The following is a 15248-nucleotide window of genomic DNA, read 5'->3' as shown; positions in this document are numbered from 1 at the left end:
GCACGCGGCATATGAACGCGTAAGGGTTTTTCGTATCGGCCTCCTGATGCAATCAGGAGACCGATACGATACCCGATGCCTTTGACAGGGTTATTTCTTTACAGGGTTATTTCTTTTCAGCCTGACCGGATGCTGCCTGTTCCTCGCGCGCCTTGCGCATTGCGGGCATGATCTTGCGCGGCTGCCGGAACCATGTTTCCAGATCCTTGGGCGCCATGGGTTTGGCGAACAGATAGCCCTGCATCACATCACAGTGCAGGCTTTCCAGAAGCGCGTATTGTGCTTCCGTCTCCACCCCTTCGGTCACGACGGTCATGCCCAGACGGTTGCCGATGCCGATCACGGCTGTCGTCACCGCCTGCGCATTGGCATCATGCTCAAGGTTCATGATGAAGCTGCGGTCAATCTTGATTTCGGTCAGCGGCAGGCGGGTCAGCCGCGACAGCGATGAGTAGCCGGTGCCAAAATCATCCATGGACAGGCCAACATTCAGGGCACGAATGGCGTGCAGTACGTCCATCGTATCCTTGTTTTCATCCATCATCACGCTTTCGGTAATCTCCACCGTCAGCCGTGCCGGGGCTATGCCAAAGCGCGTCAGCAGGTTCGAGATCATTTCGGGCAACTGGCGCTTGCGGAAGTGACCGGCCGACAGGTTGACCGATACGGCGGGGATCATGACCCCATCACGGTCCCATGCCACGATCTGGCGGCAGGCTTCTTCCAGGCACCAGGCGCCGATCGCCTCGATCTGCCCGGTATCCTCCGCCACCGCAATGAAGCGGGAGGGAAAGATATTGCCCAGATGCGGATGATGCCAGCGCGATAGTGCCTCCACGCCATAGAGCGCGCCGGTCTTGGCCTCGATCTGCGGCTGGTAATGCAGGTTGAGCAGGCCCTTTGCCAGGGAATCACGCAGGGCGGAGCCAAGAACGAGGCGGTCCTGTGCCGCCGTGTGGTCCTCTGGCGTGGCGACGCGGAATGTGCCGCGGGCGTCTTTCTTGGCAAGGCGCATCGCGGCTTCGGCATGACCGATCAGGGATTCACTGTCCGGCCCGTTCTCGGGGAACATGCTGATGCCCACGCTGATCGAAGCCGTAATGAAGTTGCCCCCGATCTCGATGGGCTCTTCCATGCCCGCGATCAGCCTCTCGGCAAATGTCGTGGCCGGGGCAGCCTGTGTATCGGGCAATATGATGACGAACTCGTCACCCCCTGCGCGGCTGAGGATATAATGGCTCCGGCACAGGCTCTTGATCCGTGCCGCCACCGCCTTGAGGAAGTCATCGCCATTGGAATGCCCAAGCGCATCGTTGATGTCACGAAAGCGGTCGAGGTTGAGCATCAGCACGGCAAAATGATTGTCACCCGGTTTGCCGACAAGGTTCCTGAGAATTTTATGAATGGCGGTCCGGTTCAGGAAACCGGTCAGCGGGTCATAATTGGCCAGCTGGGAAATGTGGTGGCGTGCCTCATACTGCTCGATCAGCACGCTGCAGAAGGGCACGCAACCCGCCACGATTTTCTGCGGCCAGTCGCTGAGCGGATTGGCATTGCGTGAAAAGAGCGCGAATATGCCCGATATCTTGCCATTGCAGGCCTTGATGGCCGAGGCCCAGCAATGATGCAGCCCCAGCGATACACCCAGCGAGCGGTAGCTCTCCCACACCACGGTGGCCGCCTCGTCCAGATCATTGGACAGGGCCATGATGTCCGCATCGGATAGCGTGACATTTTCGAGTGCCGCGGCATAGCGCCGTGGCAGGCCGGGGCCTGACAGGACATGAAGCCGGTGGTCTTCATCAATCAGGACAAGGATGGCGACCGTATTGGGAATGAAATTTTCCACCTCCCGGCACACCAGGTCGGCCACGTCCTGAATCTGCATATCGGTTGAAAGGGACTGGAACACCGTATTCTGCAGGTCCAGCAGTTTCTTGCGATGGTTTTCTTCCGTTACCGCCTTGATGGAGGCAAGATAGTATTTTTTACCTTTCGGGCCGACCTTGCTTGAAGAGAGCGTCAGTTCCCCGGTGATGTAGTCACCGTGCCGGTTCTCGAAGATGATTTCACGCACTGTACCGACAACAGCGTCAATATCCGCCGTGTGGTTACCGGCGGCGTGGCCGCCATGTTCTTTGCCGGCAAGATCGGGCACCAGCATGCGCACATTGTGCCCACACACTTCATCCTGCGCATAACCCCAGAGCTTCTCAGCACCTTTATTGAAGAAGATGACATGGTCCCTGTCGTCAATCACAACGATCGCCTCGGTCGCGTCATGCAGCAGGCTCAGGGCGACATCACCCGAAAAGGCGGATTTTGGGGAGGGCGGGTTAAGGAGCAACTTGTTCATGATGATAGGCCACAGTTCACAATTTGGCAGGCAGGCCGCCTGCCGGGACGGGATGGAAAAGGCATGTGGGGCGCGTGTCAGGCCGGTTGCAGCCCCAGTGTTTCCGGGCAGGCGGGGCGGCCGATCAGGAAGCCCTGCCCCGCCACGCAGCCCTCGCCACGGAGCACTTCAAGCTGCCGGGGCGTTTCGATCCCTTCCGCCAGCACGGAGATGTTCATGGTGCGGCCAAGCGCCAGCACCGAACGGACAATGGCGGCGGCATCGGAATTGGTTTCGATGCCCTGCATGAAACTGCCATCAAGCTTGATCCGGTCGAACGGGAAGGAACGCAGCGTATCAATGGATGAATAACCCGTGCCGAAATCATCCAGTGCAATCGAAACGCCGAGTTCCTTGATCCGGCGCACGATTTCAAGAGCACGCTGCTTGTCATCAATGATTGAAGTTTCCGTTAACTCCAGTTCGAGCCGCGCGGGCGCAAGGCCCGTTTTTTCAAGTGTCTCCTTGACCAGACGATACAGGTCAGGATGAAAGAACTGGACCGGAGACAGATTGACCGCAAGCTTGTACGCCGCATCCCAACTGGCAGCCTGCGCGCAGGCGGTCTGCAGGACCCATTCACCCAGCGGGATGATGAGGCCGTTTTCCTCGGCAACAGGAATGAACAGGGCTGGCGGCACGTCCCCCCGTTCGGGACTGGTCCAGCGCAGCAGGGCCTCGTAGCCAAAGACCTCACCCGTCGCAATGGCGGTCTGCACCTGGTAATGCAGGCTCAGTTCGCCTTTTTCCATTGCCGTCTTCAGATCCGCCGCAAGCGCGCGCGCCTCGCGGACCGTTTCATCCATGGCCGGTTCATAATAGGCCACGGTGCGCAACGGATCTGCCTTGGCGCGATACATCGCAAGGTCGGCACGGGTTACAAGCGTTTCCTTGTCGGTCGCGTCCTTGGGGAACAGGGCCAGGCCAACGCTGCCGCCGGTCGTGACTTCGTAGTCCTCAATCGGGATGGGCAGGTTGATGGCCTCCTCGATGCGATCGACAAAGGCACTGAGTTCATCGGGGTCGCTCGTCAGGTGGACTGCTGCGAATTCATCCCCGCCCAGACGGGCCACGAACTCGCCCTGCCCCAGCATCTCGGTAAAACGGTTGGCAATGGTGACCAGAACCACGTCGCCTGCGGCGTGACCGCGCACATCATTGATTTCCTTGAACTTGTTAAGATCAATGCCGATCAGCGCGAACTGCGTGCCCTGGGCTTTCGCATCCGCGATCACCTGATCGAGATGATCGTTGAAGCTGACACGATTGGGCAGCGATGTCAGGGCATCATGCAACGCCATCTGCCGCATGCGTTCGTAGGATTCCGCACGCGTTGCATCATCGATCGAGAAACTGTTGCCACCTGTCGCCACAAGCAGGAGGGTCGTAATGGCCAGCGCAACGCCGAGCACGACAGGGGCATTGCCAGACGCCATAAGCTCGGCGGACATCATGTGCGTGCGCATGGCGGACACACCGACAAAATGCAGCCCCGCAATCGCCGCAACGAACAGGACCGTGGCCAGGAGTTCACGATACCTGTTGCTGCTGCGGAGCAGGCACTGCAGGGACAGCGTGCCAAAAGCGATGCCCAGCAGCAGTGACAGCGCGATTGTTGGCAGGCTCCATGCCATGTGCTCGCCAAATTCCACGGCATACATGCCGGAATAATGCATGCCGGCAATAGCCAGGCCGAGCACGGTACCGCCGAGGGCTGGCCCCATCCGGCTCTTGCTGGTGGTGGCGATGACGGTTGCCGCCAGCACGCCCACAGCAGCAATAACAAACGAAAACAGCGTAAGCGGAATATTCAGCAAGCCCGCGACACCGGGCATGTATGCCAGCAACGCCAGAAAGTGGGTGCACCATATGGTCGTGGCCCCTGCGGCGGCGCATTGCAGATACCATGAATGATTTTGCCGCCCGGGGGTCGCGGCAATGCGTGCCATGATGCGGACAGTGATCCACGAACCCGCAATACACACAATAAGGGCAGAAATAAGGAGGGGCATGTTGGAATCCATCATTATTTTAAGCAATTGCAACACGGCATTATTCCATCGGGGAGCGCATGGTTAAGTATCGACACCGCCAGCGTGGCAGCATGAATTCTCGTCGCGACAGATGTATTTATTTATATAGCTGATATATTGCTGATTGTTTTTATTATTTTATATTTATGAACTGGTCATTTTCATAAGGTATATCATATATCCTTGGCATAAATAAATTGTTGTACTAAATCTGCCTCTTTCCGATCGCCGATCAGGACTGATTCATACAAATCAACAAAACGTGATGTTTGATTTATTCAATCAAGTATAATTGGTTTCGCTGATTTCAAACCGCGTCCTTTTATGGCTTCTATATTGTTACGTAATAAAACAGTGATCCGTATTTCCCCGGTTTCCTGCACATTTTCTTACCCGTTGATTGCCGCGCCCGGGCGGAATGGTTACCGCTTCTTCCAATAACAGGCCGCGCCTATCAATAAATGTTTCAATATGCCTTTAGCAGCCTCTGGCGTGCATACCCCCCGGGGTCATACCGATTCACGATATTCCTACGCGACATGAGGGCGCTGATTCGAACCATCCGGATCAAGCGGACAGGCTCGCTGCGCTAGCAGGGCTGTCCCGATCTGCATGGCAGGTCCGCTCGGCTTTTCAGCCCGCCCTACTCCACCGGGCTGAATGTTGATCGTGTTAAAAGCCCTTGCGAGACGGTCTCGTCCCCTATAATCCGAAGGGACTGCGGACAGGAGGTTGAATGGCGGATCAGGACAGAAAGAGGAAATTTTCAGGTCGGCCCGACAGCCGCATGTCGGAAGAACTGGATGCCCTGATCCTGAAAACCGCCACCCGTCTGTTTGGAGAACAGGGTTACGCCGCCACATCGGTCGAACAGATCGCCGCTGTAGCCAAGGTGGGCAAGCAGACCATCTACCGCCGCTACCCCTCCAAGGAAAACCTGTTCAAGACGGTGATTGCCGAACTGGGCAACAGCTTCCTGCTGTCCGCCTCTCCGTCAGATGAAATGGTCTCAAACGATCCGCTACAGGCGCTGTACAAAACCATGCGCATGCTGCTTGACCTGATCCTCAGCCCTGAAACGCTTTCGCTAAGCCGCACCTTCATTGCGGAAGGATGGCGCTTCCCCGATCTGGTGGACCATGCCGGTGCCCATATCTTTGACCCGCTGGAAAAACTGACCTGCAAGCTCATGACCGCCGTCTCGCGCGCGGGCCTGCTGAAGGCGGATTGCAAACTGGAGGAAACCAGCCAGATGCTGGCTACGCTCTGCCTCGGTGGGCCGCATCAGCAGATGCTGTTCGGGCGCAGGGTGCTGAGAACGGCAAAGGAGCGCGACGATTATCTCGACCGCGCCTGGCGTGCCTTCATGATGGGCATACTGGCAACGCCCGTCCCCCCACCCCCGCATGGCACGGGGCAGCAAAATCGCCTCTAAACTGCTGTAAAATAATATTCTCTGCGGTGCAGGCGGCCTGATTCCTTCCCGTTTGCAAGACAGCCCGCTTTCCTGCGCCGCGGTTATTTCCCCTTCCCGTCCTGTGGGGCGGTGGTGTCAAACCCGCCCCCGATGGCCCTGTACATGTCAACCGACGCATCAAGGCTGGACAGCAATGCGGTCGTATGCGCCAGTTCGGCCTGCTGGGCCAGCACCTGTGCCGAGAGTACATCGAGCCTGCTGGCATAGCCGTGTTCCAGCCGCAACTGCGTCAGTTCCACGGTTTTTTCAGCCGCCGTTTCCTTGCCGCCGTCGCCCTGTTCGCGCGCGCGGGCGTTGTTCTGTTCCAGCAGGGCGTCGTGCACTTCCTTGAAGGCCGTGCGGATGCTCTGTTTATACAGGATGACCTGCTCGTTCTTCTCGGCCCTTGCCAGCCTGACGCCGCTGGCCGTGCGGCCAAAATCCATGACGGGTGCTGCCATGGAAGCCGCCAGCGTCCATGACCGCGTGGTGGCACGATACAGGTTGTCGATATCAATGTTGTTCACCCCCGCCAGGCTGGCCAGCGAGATGGTGGGGAAATAGGCCGCGCGCGCAAAGCCGATATTGAAGTTGCTGGCAATCAGCGTCTGTTCATGCATGGCGATGTCGGGCCTGCGTTCGAGCAGGGTGGACGGGATTTCCGGCGGGGTCGGGATGGGAACTGTCAGTTCGTCGATGTTCTTGCCGCGCTCCATCGCCTGTTCGATGATCTGCTGTGGCGCGCGGCCCAGCATGACGGCCAGCGCACTTTCCGCCTTGCCGCGCTGGTCCTCCACATCCGGCAGGGCCGCCTGGGCTGCGTCACGCTGCTCGGTCACGTTCTGCACCACCAGCGCATCCACCGCGCCCACCTCATGCTGGCGCTGCACCAGGGCTAGGAGGGCCGTCTGGGTCTCGATGGTCTGTTGCAGGATCTCGCGTTGCCGGTCCAGCGCGCGCAGGCTGAAATACAGCTTGGCAGTGGCTGCGGCAATGGACAGCCGCGCGGCCTCGTGCCCGTAACCCGCCGCCTTCACACCCGCCTTGGCCGCCTTGCTCAGGCTGGCGTTCTTGCCCCAGAAATCGGCTTCATAATTCAGCATGCCGCCCACGAAGCCAAGGTTGCTCATCTTGTGCGCAACCGGCAGTTCATCCTTGAGGTGCAGGCGGCCCATGGCATCCGCGCCCGCCACCGAGATGGAGGGCAACTGGTTGGCGAAGGCATATTTATACTGTGCGCGCGCCTGCTGCAGCTTTGACCCGGCCAGGGCAAGGTCATCATTGTTCTTCAGCGCTTCGGCCACCAGCGCGTCCAGCACCGGGTCATTATAGCTGCGCCACCATGCGCCGCCATCGGGCACCGTGGCGGCCTGCTGAGTGCCCCATTTATCGGGCATGGGCATCTGTGGCCGGTGATAGGTGGGGGCCAGCCACGCGCAGCCCGCCAGCAGCGCGGGCAGCAGGAGGATCGGGATGCGTTTCATCTTGCGGCTCCCTCAACCTGCGGTGGTGGCGTTTCCTTCACCCTGAACCACAGCACGTATAACGACGGCAGGAAGATCAGCGTCAGCACCGTCGCCACGGCAAGGCCGCCCATGATGACATCGGCCATCGGCCCCCAGAATACACTCGATGCAATCGGCAGCATGCCAAGAATGGCGGCCACCGCCGTGAGCATGATGGGGCGGAAGCGGATCTTGGCCGCATTCATCACCGCATCCCATTCCGACTGGCCCAGATCCTTCTCGATCTGGATCTGGTGCACAAGGATGACCGAGTTGCGGATGATCATGCCAATCAGCGCCACCAGCCCCAGCATGGCGATGAACCCCATGGGGTGCTGGGTCAGGAACAGCGCGCCCACCACGCCGATCAGGCCAAAGGGCGCCACGCTGATGACCAGCGCCAGCCGCCTGAAATCCTGCAACTGGATCATCAGCACGCCCATCATGACCAGGATCATGAGGGGGACGACGGCGATGACGGATTTCTGCGACTTCGCACTTTCCTCCACCGTGCCGCCCACCGCGACATGGTAGCCCGTGGGCAGACCCGCGTTGAAGGCCGCGATTTTGGAGGCCAGCGTGGCAACGGCGGTATCCGCCTGCACCCCGTCACGCAGTTGCGCCTGTATGGTCAGCGTTGGCAGGCGGTCGCGCCGCCAGACCAGCGGATAATCCTCGACGTATGAAACACTTGCCACCGTAGAGAGCGGCACCGTGAGGTCATTGGGCAGGCGGATGTCGAGGTTGCGCAGGTCCTCGATCGACAGGCGCTGGGCGTGGTTGGCGCGCAGCACCACATCGACCAGATAGATGCTGTCACGCAGTTGCGTTGCCGTAAGCCCGGTCACGGCCGAATTGATGGCCAGCGCAATGGCACCCGATGACAGGCCCAGACGACGGGCCTCGTCCTGCCTTACCTCGATCTTCAGCTTGCGCGCGGGGTCGCCCCAGTCGAAATTGACCATGTGCAACTGGTTGCTGTCGGCCATGATCCTGGCCACGTCATGCGCGTAATGCCACACCCGGTCCGGGTCGCGGCCCGTGACGCGGTACTGCACCGGCCAGCCCACCGGCGGCCCGAGTTCGAGCGGGAACAACCCATGCACCACATCGGGCATGTCATGGCTCAATGCCACGTCCAGCCGCTTGCGCAGCCGGTCACGCGCCACGGCACTCTTGGCCACGATGACGGTCTGGGTAAAGAAGTCATTGGGCAACTGTTCATTAAGCGACAGGTAGAAACGCACCGCCCCGCGCCCGATATAGGAACTCCAGTGATCGATATCGGGATCATTGCGCAGGATGCCGTCCAGCCGGCGCGAGACATCCGCCGTCGCCTTGATCGATGCCCCCTGCCGCAGCGACAGGTCAACCAGCAGTTCGGGCCGGTCGGATGCGGGGAAGAACTGCCGGGGCACCAGTGGCGAGAGCGCAATGGCCACCACAAGGGCCGCAAGGCTGGCCAGCACGGTCGCACGCGGGCGACGCATGGTGAACAGCAGCGCGCGGCTGAACGCGCGCAGCAGCCGCCCTTCCGGCGGGGCATGGGGTGCTGCCGCCGGGCGCTGTTTCAGGATGGTCACCCCCACCAGCGGCGCCACCAGCACGGCCACGAACCACGACGCGATCAGCGCCATGCCCACCACGGCGAACAGGGAGAACGTATATTCCCCCGCCACGCTTTTCGCGAACCCGACCGGGATGAACCCCGCCACGGTCACCAGGGTTCCGGTCAGCATGGGGAACGCGGTGGAGACATAGGCATAGGTTGCAGCCCGCGTCAGGGTCCAGCCTTCCTCCAGCTTGCTGACCATGCTTTCGACCGTAATCATCGCATCATCGACCAGCAGGCCAAGGGCGATGATGAGTGCCCCGAGCGAGACGCGCTGCAGGTCGATGCCGAACAGCTTCATGCACACGAACACCACCGCCAGCACGAAGGGAATGCAGAACGCCACCACCGTACCCGCGCGCCCGCCAAGGCTGAGGAAGCTGATGCCCAGCACGATGGCGATGGCCTCGAACAGCGCCTCGGTAAAGTCGCCCACCGCGTCATGCACCACCTTGGGCTGGTTGGCGACCAGATGCGCCTCGATGCCGATGGGCATGCGGGCGTGCAGCTCGGCCATCTTCGCGGTGATGTTCTTCTCCAGTTCCAGCACGTTGCCGCCGCTGCGCATGGTCAGCGCCAGCCCGATCGCATCCTGCCCGCCCACGCGGAACAGGGTCTGCGGCGGGTCGGAATAGGTGCGGGTGATGGTGGCGATATCGCCCAGCCGGATCTTGCGGCTGCCGGCATAGACCGTGACATTGGCAATATCCTGCACCGACCCGAACTGCCCGGTGGGCTGGACCTGTATCTGCTCGCGCCCGGTATCGATCACGCCCGATGGCACCGTGGCGTTCTGCGCCATGAGGGCGGCTGCAATCGTGGCCCCGTTTATGCCCAGCCGGGCCAGGTGATGGGTGGAGAAATCGACATAGATCTTCTCATCCTGCGCGCCCAGCGTGTCGATCTTGGCCACATCAGGCACATGCAGCAGTTCATCGCGCACCGTCTCGACATAATCGCGCAGGTCGCGGTGGGAAAATCCATCGGCGGTAAAACCGTAGATGATGCCGTAGGTATCGCCGAATTCGTCGTCAAAGAACGGGCCAACCGTGCCCTGCGGCAGTTGCGCCTTGATGTCGCCCACCTTCTTGCGCACCTGGTACCAGATGTCGGGCACTTCGGCCTTGGGCGCGCCCGAGAGCAGGTTGACGAAAATCGTGGTCTTGCCCGCCAGCGTATAGCTCTTGACGTAATCGAGGTCGGGCGTTTCCTGCAACTTCTTCTCGATGCGCTCGGTCAACTGGTGGGTGGTTTCCTCCACCGACGCACCGGGCAGGAACGCCTGCACCACCATGGTCTTGACGGTAAAAGGCGGGTCCTCGTTCCGGCCCAGTTTAAAATAGGACTGGATGCCCGCCACACCGATCAGGATCATGAAGAACAGGACCAGCGCACGGTGGCGGATGGACCAGTCCGACAGGTTTATGCCCCCCGGCGCACGCGGCTCAGGGGCGGACATCGGCTTCATCCAGCAGGCTGACCTTTTCTTGCGGATAGAGCGCCTGCACGCCTGCGGTCACCACCCGGTCACCAGCATTCAGGCCGGAGGCGATCACCACGTCATCCGTGCCGTAGCGGGCGACGGTGACGGCGCGCTGGGAGACACGCAGCGTGTCAGGGGCCACGATCCAGACCGCCGGCCTGCCATCCTGCACGCTCAGGGCGGCAGGCGGCAGATGAACGGTTGGTGCTGATGGCATGGACAGGCGGCCCGTGACCACCGCACCCAGCGGCATCATGTTCCGCGTGGCGCGCAGCAGCGCCTTGGTGTGATAGGTACGGGTCAGCGGATCCGTGTCGGGGGCGATTTCATAGATCGCAGCGGGCGCACAGGTGGCAGGCGCTGCGTCCAGGCACACCTTCATGGTCATGCCCACGGCCAGACGGGACTGCGCCAGGGCTTCAGGCATGTCGAACTGCGCGTCCAGCCCGTCATCCGCCGCCATGCGCAGCACGGGCTGGCCTGCGGCCACCACCTCGCCCGCTTCCACCAGCCGGTTGGTCACGATGCCATCTTCCGGTGCCACAAGGCGGGTATAACCAAGCTGTTCCTGCGCCACGCGCACCTGCGCCTGTGTCGCCTGCACCTGGTCCTGCGCGGTTTTGTAGCGGCGCACCGCGTCATCATAATCGTTGCGTGAAATGGCCTCCACCGGCAGCAGGGCCGCAGCCCGCTGCTTCAGGGGGGTGGCCTGCTCCAACGCTGCCCTTGCCGTGGCGTTTTCCGCCAGCGCCGTGCGCAGGGCCTGCTGGGGCACCGTGTCATCCAGCCGCGCCAGCACATCTCCCGCATGCACCACGCTGCCAGCGGAAACCGTGCGTTCCACCACCTTGCCGGGCAGGCGGAAGGCGAGGTTGATGGACTGATGGGCGGCGACCTGCCCTGTCATCACCTCGCCATTCGCATCGGATTCGGGTTCGACAATAACGGAACGGACGGGGCGGACTTCCTCCACCGCCGCCTTTTTGTGGCAGGCGGAAAGCAGCAGCAGCAGGCAGAGCAGGATCAGGCCGGGGGAACCGCCCGGTTTTTTCGCAGCGGGCACGATGTTCCGCTCCGGCGGGGCGCTGCCCTCCCCCGGCGTGACGGGATGAAAAATGGTGGCCAGGAAGGAGGGCGGCTGCCCATGGCCCACGCCTTCACTGCCAGTATGTCTGGTTTGCATGGATACCGACCACCCTCAGTCATTTCCTGAACCCGGCGGCCCGATGCCGCCGTTATCGGGTTACATAGACGAGACCGTATCGTATTTCAACGACGTTCGGATGCGACCACAGGCTGCAAGAGGGGCTGGCAGCGAAAATGGACAATGATCTACTTGCGTTACGGTACGGTTTCGTCTTGTTAATATCCGCTCGGCCAACAGGCGCAAGGCTTAACGAAGGCCCGGCGCCGGCGTGGAATCTGTGGCTATTGCCGCCTGATGATGAACGTGAACGGGGGCGACTGGCACAACGCGACAGATTGGCGCGCCCCCGTCACCGGCACGGCCGGTTTCAATAAACGCCGTCATTTGCGAAACAGGCGACCGGGCGCGCCCTGCGCACAACAAACCGGGGCTTGTGCGTCAGGATATCACGGCCCTGACGCCATTCGCGAACGTCACACTCCCACGCCCCGATCCGTGCTGTCCCGGCCATGGTCGGCCCCGGCATGCGCCGTGTTGCGCGGGCTTCTGGCGGAGCAGAGGATGCTGATGATCAGGAAAATTACGGTTTCGCAAAAAGCCAGCATCCACATGGGAAGATCCTGCCCGGCAAATCCCGCTACAAGCAGCACGATGACGCCAACGATCTGGCTGGTCATCATGCGGCGCGTGGCAACCCATCGGTAGGCGGTACTGGCCAGCAGGTACAGCACCGGCCCGAGTGTCATGACCAGGGCGGCCGCGCCGCTGGCGTCCTCAAGCGGGTTTTCGAGCAGCAGGTCCATGGCGACGGCAGTAACGATAATCCCGCCGATCAGGACGACATGCAGATAATGGAAATACGCGCCCATCCGCCCCGGGTCGGATGAGGTGTTGATGGCATCTTCGGCTTCCTCGCTGGATGTCTGGAAATACAGCCACCACATGGCAAGGGTACAGACAAAACTGGCGGCAAAACCGCCCAGTTCGATCCAGGACCAGTGCGCGCTTTCCGCAAGCGAAAGCCCGGAAGCCATGATCGTCTCGCCCAGCGCCACAATGACAAAAAGCTGGCAGCGTTCCACAATGTGGCTGCCTGAAATGGTCCAGTCCGTTGTATGCGAGCGCCCCAGCCCGGGCAGCCAGAACCCGAACATGGGAGAGATATATTCACATGCCACCCCGAGCGCCCATAACGGAACGCGCATTTCCGGTGTGCCCAGTCCGCCAGCGACCCAGAAGCAGGCTGCCAGAATGCCCCAGCCCAGAATACGGCGGTAATTGGGGGCAAGCGGATGCGACGCCGGAAGGCTGAACACGATAAACGCGGAACGCCCGACCTGCATGCCAGCATAACACAGGGCAAAGGCCAGCCCGCGCGGACCGAAGGCCTCCGGAGCGGCGGCACCGCAGACAAGCGCCAGCGCCATGGTCACGAACAGCACGCCGCGCAGGGCGGGCACGCGCGGGTCAAACCAGTTTGTGACCCAGCCTGTATATTGCCACCCCAGCCAGGCCGCGAACCACAGGATCAGGGTCTGCACCCCACCTGCTGGTGTCAGATGATGCAGCAGGCCATGGCTGATCTGGGTGACCAGAAACACATACACCAGATCAAAAAACAGTTCCTCATTCATGACACGGGCATTGTCCTGGCCCGGTTGACGCATGAGGGGATGGAAAGGGGCGTCCTGCTCGGTCATGAAAAGCTCCGAAAATAAGCATGGCGCAACGGGCCGGACTTAAAGGGTGAGGCCGGAAAATGCCCTTTATGTCAACTCCTGAAAGGTCGCAATCGGGTGTTCCGTGCTGGCATTGGGCGCGCCCTGGCAGCCAGGTTCACACGAGCGCAGGTTGTCAGGAAAATCGGCAGGTAATCGGCGCGGGGCGTGTGTTCCGTATCAGGATATATCCCATACAAATTCTGGCATAATGGTCTGTTTTAAATTTCGCTGCATGGCGCTAAATTAAGAAAATGAGGTGCATCCGCGATCATCATCATGCCTGGCTGATTATAATTATTTTCCCGATGACTTTTTTTTCTGCGCATGCCCAGCCTGTTCCCGTCAGCGTGCTGAGCGCGGGTGTCACGCCCCAGCAGAACATTCCCGATCATATAGACCCGCGCACCCGTCTGTCCGGCAACTGGGGCGGCATGCGGAACCGATTGCTGGCGTGGGGAATCGATATCCGTATATCGGATACCAATGAACTGTGGTCCACCCCCGTGGGCGGCGCGCAGGCATCCAGTAACTACATAGGCTCCACCGCGGTTGAAATGGTGACGGACCTGCATGTCCTGACGGGCCTGCCACTGGGCACATTCGACATCAGCGCCATGGAAATCCGGGGGCGGCCGTTCAGTAATACGCCGCTATATGTTTTCAACCAGACATCCAATATCGAAGCAGATGATAACGGGCGGCTGTATGAACTGTGGTACAGCCAGAAATTCATGGGGGAACGGCTGGCCTTCCGGATTGGCAAGCTCGATCTCGGGCATGACTTCATGGTCAGCAGTGTCGGGCTGAACTTCCTCAACGCGTCCTTTTCGTGGCCCATCATGCCCGATAATGACCTGTATGACCAAGGCCCCGTCTCCCCCGTGGCCACGCCTGCGATACGGTTGCGCTATACCCTGTCCCCACACTGGAATTTCCTGTTCGCGGCAGCCGATGACAATCCTGTCGGCGGCCCCTTCATCAACGCAAAGGACCCGTGGAACCAGAACCGCGACCCCGGTGGCACGCGCTTCAGTTTCAGCACGGGCGCCCTTTTCTTCGGGGAGGTCCAGTACCGGCGCACCCTGTACGGAAGGCAGGGCACATATAAACTTGGCGGTTACCTTGATACCGGCCGCTTTCCCGACCAGTCCGATTTCAACAAAAGCCATGAAACCAACTGGGCAATCTATGGCATCGCGGACCAGACGCTCCAGCATTTCGGGCGGATTACGGAACTCGATGCCTTTGTCAGGGGAAACTGGACAGCGGAGACCGACCGCAACCAGATCGTCTATGCCGTGGATGGCGGGTTTGCCCTGAAGGGCGCGTTTGGGCGTGCGGACGACGTGCTGGGCCTTGGTGCGGGCCTGGGAGCGGCCAGTCCCTGCCTCGCCTGGGCAGACAGGCGCGCCGGCCTGCCCGGGCAGGGCACCGAATACCATTTTGAACTGACCTATCAGGCCCAGGTCACGCCATGGATGATCATACAACCCGATATACAGGGCATCGTGGCCCCCAGTGGCGGTGTGCGCGACAGCAAGGGGGAGCGCGTGCGCAATGAGGCCACCTTCGGGCTGCATGGCAACGTGACATTCTGAACCACCCGGCCCCGGTGGCTTCCGCTTTTTCCTGTTCCTCGGCGTGCCAGAGCACATCCAGTTTGAATGGACATATTCGAACTGGTGAAGATGTTCGACAAACAATGAGTTAGAGCAATTCCACCGAGCTTGGGTTCAGTGGAATTGCTCTAGAAATTCACATTCGTATGTAGCCCGAATACGGCTTCATTACCGATACGGCGCATTGGGCAGGACGGGTCGCCCATGCCGCCGGAAGGGTTCAGCACATACTGGAAATCGGGCTGCACGACCATCCATGGCGTGACCTGGGCCTGAT

Annotated in this window: 9 protein-coding genes; 2 read left to right on the top strand and 7 right to left on the bottom strand. The window is 60.6% G+C overall.

Features of this window, described 5'->3' with window-relative positions:
* Positions 1-106: 106 nt before the first annotated feature.
* A complete protein-coding gene (locus tag HNW77_RS02595) occupies positions 107-2356 on the bottom strand; it encodes an EAL domain-containing protein (RefSeq protein WP_241694251.1) in 2250 nt (749 codons plus the stop codon).
* A gap of 77 nt (positions 2357-2433) precedes the next feature.
* Positions 2434-4407, bottom strand: coding sequence for a putative bifunctional diguanylate cyclase/phosphodiesterase (locus HNW77_RS02590; RefSeq protein WP_241694250.1), 1974 nt, complete (start codon positions 4405-4407; stop codon positions 2434-2436).
* A gap of 808 nt (positions 4408-5215) precedes the next feature.
* Here HNW77_RS02590 and HNW77_RS02585 point away from each other — a divergent pair.
* The gene (locus tag HNW77_RS02585) at positions 5216-5863 is read left to right on the top strand and encodes a TetR/AcrR family transcriptional regulator (RefSeq protein ID WP_241694249.1); all 648 of its coding nucleotides are present in this window, start codon (positions 5216-5218) and stop codon (positions 5861-5863) included.
* 83 nt (positions 5864-5946) lie between these two features.
* Here HNW77_RS02585 and HNW77_RS02580 read toward each other — a convergent pair whose 3' ends face one another.
* From HNW77_RS02580 to HNW77_RS02565, 4 genes are all read right to left on the bottom strand, one after another.
* On the bottom strand, positions 5947-7368 hold the full coding sequence (locus HNW77_RS02580; RefSeq protein WP_172155107.1) for an efflux transporter outer membrane subunit: 1422 nt from the start codon (positions 7366-7368) through the stop codon (positions 5947-5949).
* On the bottom strand, positions 7365-10469 hold the full coding sequence (locus HNW77_RS02575) for an efflux RND transporter permease subunit (RefSeq protein WP_172155105.1): 3105 nt from the start codon (positions 10467-10469) through the stop codon (positions 7365-7367). Before HNW77_RS02575 ends, HNW77_RS02580 begins: the two co-directional genes overlap by 4 nt.
* Complete coding sequence (locus HNW77_RS02570) at positions 10447-11667, bottom strand: efflux RND transporter periplasmic adaptor subunit (RefSeq protein WP_172155103.1); 1221 nt, start codon at positions 11665-11667, stop codon at positions 10447-10449. The genes HNW77_RS02575 and HNW77_RS02570 overlap by 23 nt, the downstream gene beginning before the upstream one ends.
* A gap of 437 nt (positions 11668-12104) precedes the next feature.
* Entirely contained in the window at positions 12105-13331 is a 1227-nt protein-coding gene (locus HNW77_RS02565) for a low temperature requirement protein A (protein WP_172155101.1), read from the bottom strand.
* Positions 13332-13657: 326 nt separating this feature from the next.
* Between HNW77_RS02565 and HNW77_RS02560 the strand changes: the two genes are divergently transcribed.
* Positions 13658-14950 (top strand): carbohydrate porin, encoded by a 1293-nt coding sequence (locus HNW77_RS02560; RefSeq protein WP_172155099.1) that lies wholly within the window; start codon positions 13658-13660, stop codon positions 14948-14950.
* Positions 14951-15099: 149 nt separating this feature from the next.
* Here the strand turns inward: HNW77_RS02560 and HNW77_RS02555 are convergent.
* The coding region (locus HNW77_RS02555) for a carbohydrate porin (RefSeq protein WP_172155097.1) at positions 15100-15248 on the bottom strand (149 nt) is incomplete at its 5' end.

This window comes from Komagataeibacter melomenusus, from assembly GCF_013155395.1.
GTDB lineage: Bacteria > Pseudomonadota > Alphaproteobacteria > Acetobacterales > Acetobacteraceae > Komagataeibacter > Komagataeibacter melomenusus.
The sequence above is the reverse complement of the archived record's forward strand: the minus strand, read 5'-3'. Positions and strand labels throughout refer to the sequence as shown.

What these genes read in the sequence shown, in the direction of transcription:
- HNW77_RS02590 (WP_241694250.1), bottom strand. Translation starts at nt 4,407, where the DNA reads ATGCCCCTCCTTATTTCTGCCCTTATTGTGTGTATTGCGGGTTCGTGG.
- HNW77_RS02575 (WP_172155105.1), bottom strand. Translation starts at nt 10,469, where the DNA reads ATGAAGCCGATGTCCGCCCCTGAGCCGCGTGCGCCGGGGGGCATAAAC.
- HNW77_RS02560 (WP_172155099.1), top strand. Translation starts at nt 13,658, where the DNA reads ATGACTTTTTTTTCTGCGCATGCCCAGCCTGTTCCCGTCAGCGTGCTG.
- HNW77_RS02570 (WP_172155103.1), bottom strand. Translation starts at nt 11,667, where the DNA reads ATGCAAACCAGACATACTGGCAGTGAAGGCGTGGGCCATGGGCAGCCG.
- HNW77_RS02585 (WP_241694249.1), top strand. Translation starts at nt 5,216, where the DNA reads ATGTCGGAAGAACTGGATGCCCTGATCCTGAAAACCGCCACCCGTCTG.
- HNW77_RS02565 (WP_172155101.1), bottom strand. Translation starts at nt 13,331, where the DNA reads ATGACCGAGCAGGACGCCCCTTTCCATCCCCTCATGCGTCAACCGGGC.
- HNW77_RS02595 (WP_241694251.1), bottom strand. Translation starts at nt 2,356, where the DNA reads ATGAACAAGTTGCTCCTTAACCCGCCCTCCCCAAAATCCGCCTTTTCG.
- HNW77_RS02580 (WP_172155107.1), bottom strand. Translation starts at nt 7,368, where the DNA reads ATGAAACGCATCCCGATCCTCCTGCTGCCCGCGCTGCTGGCGGGCTGC.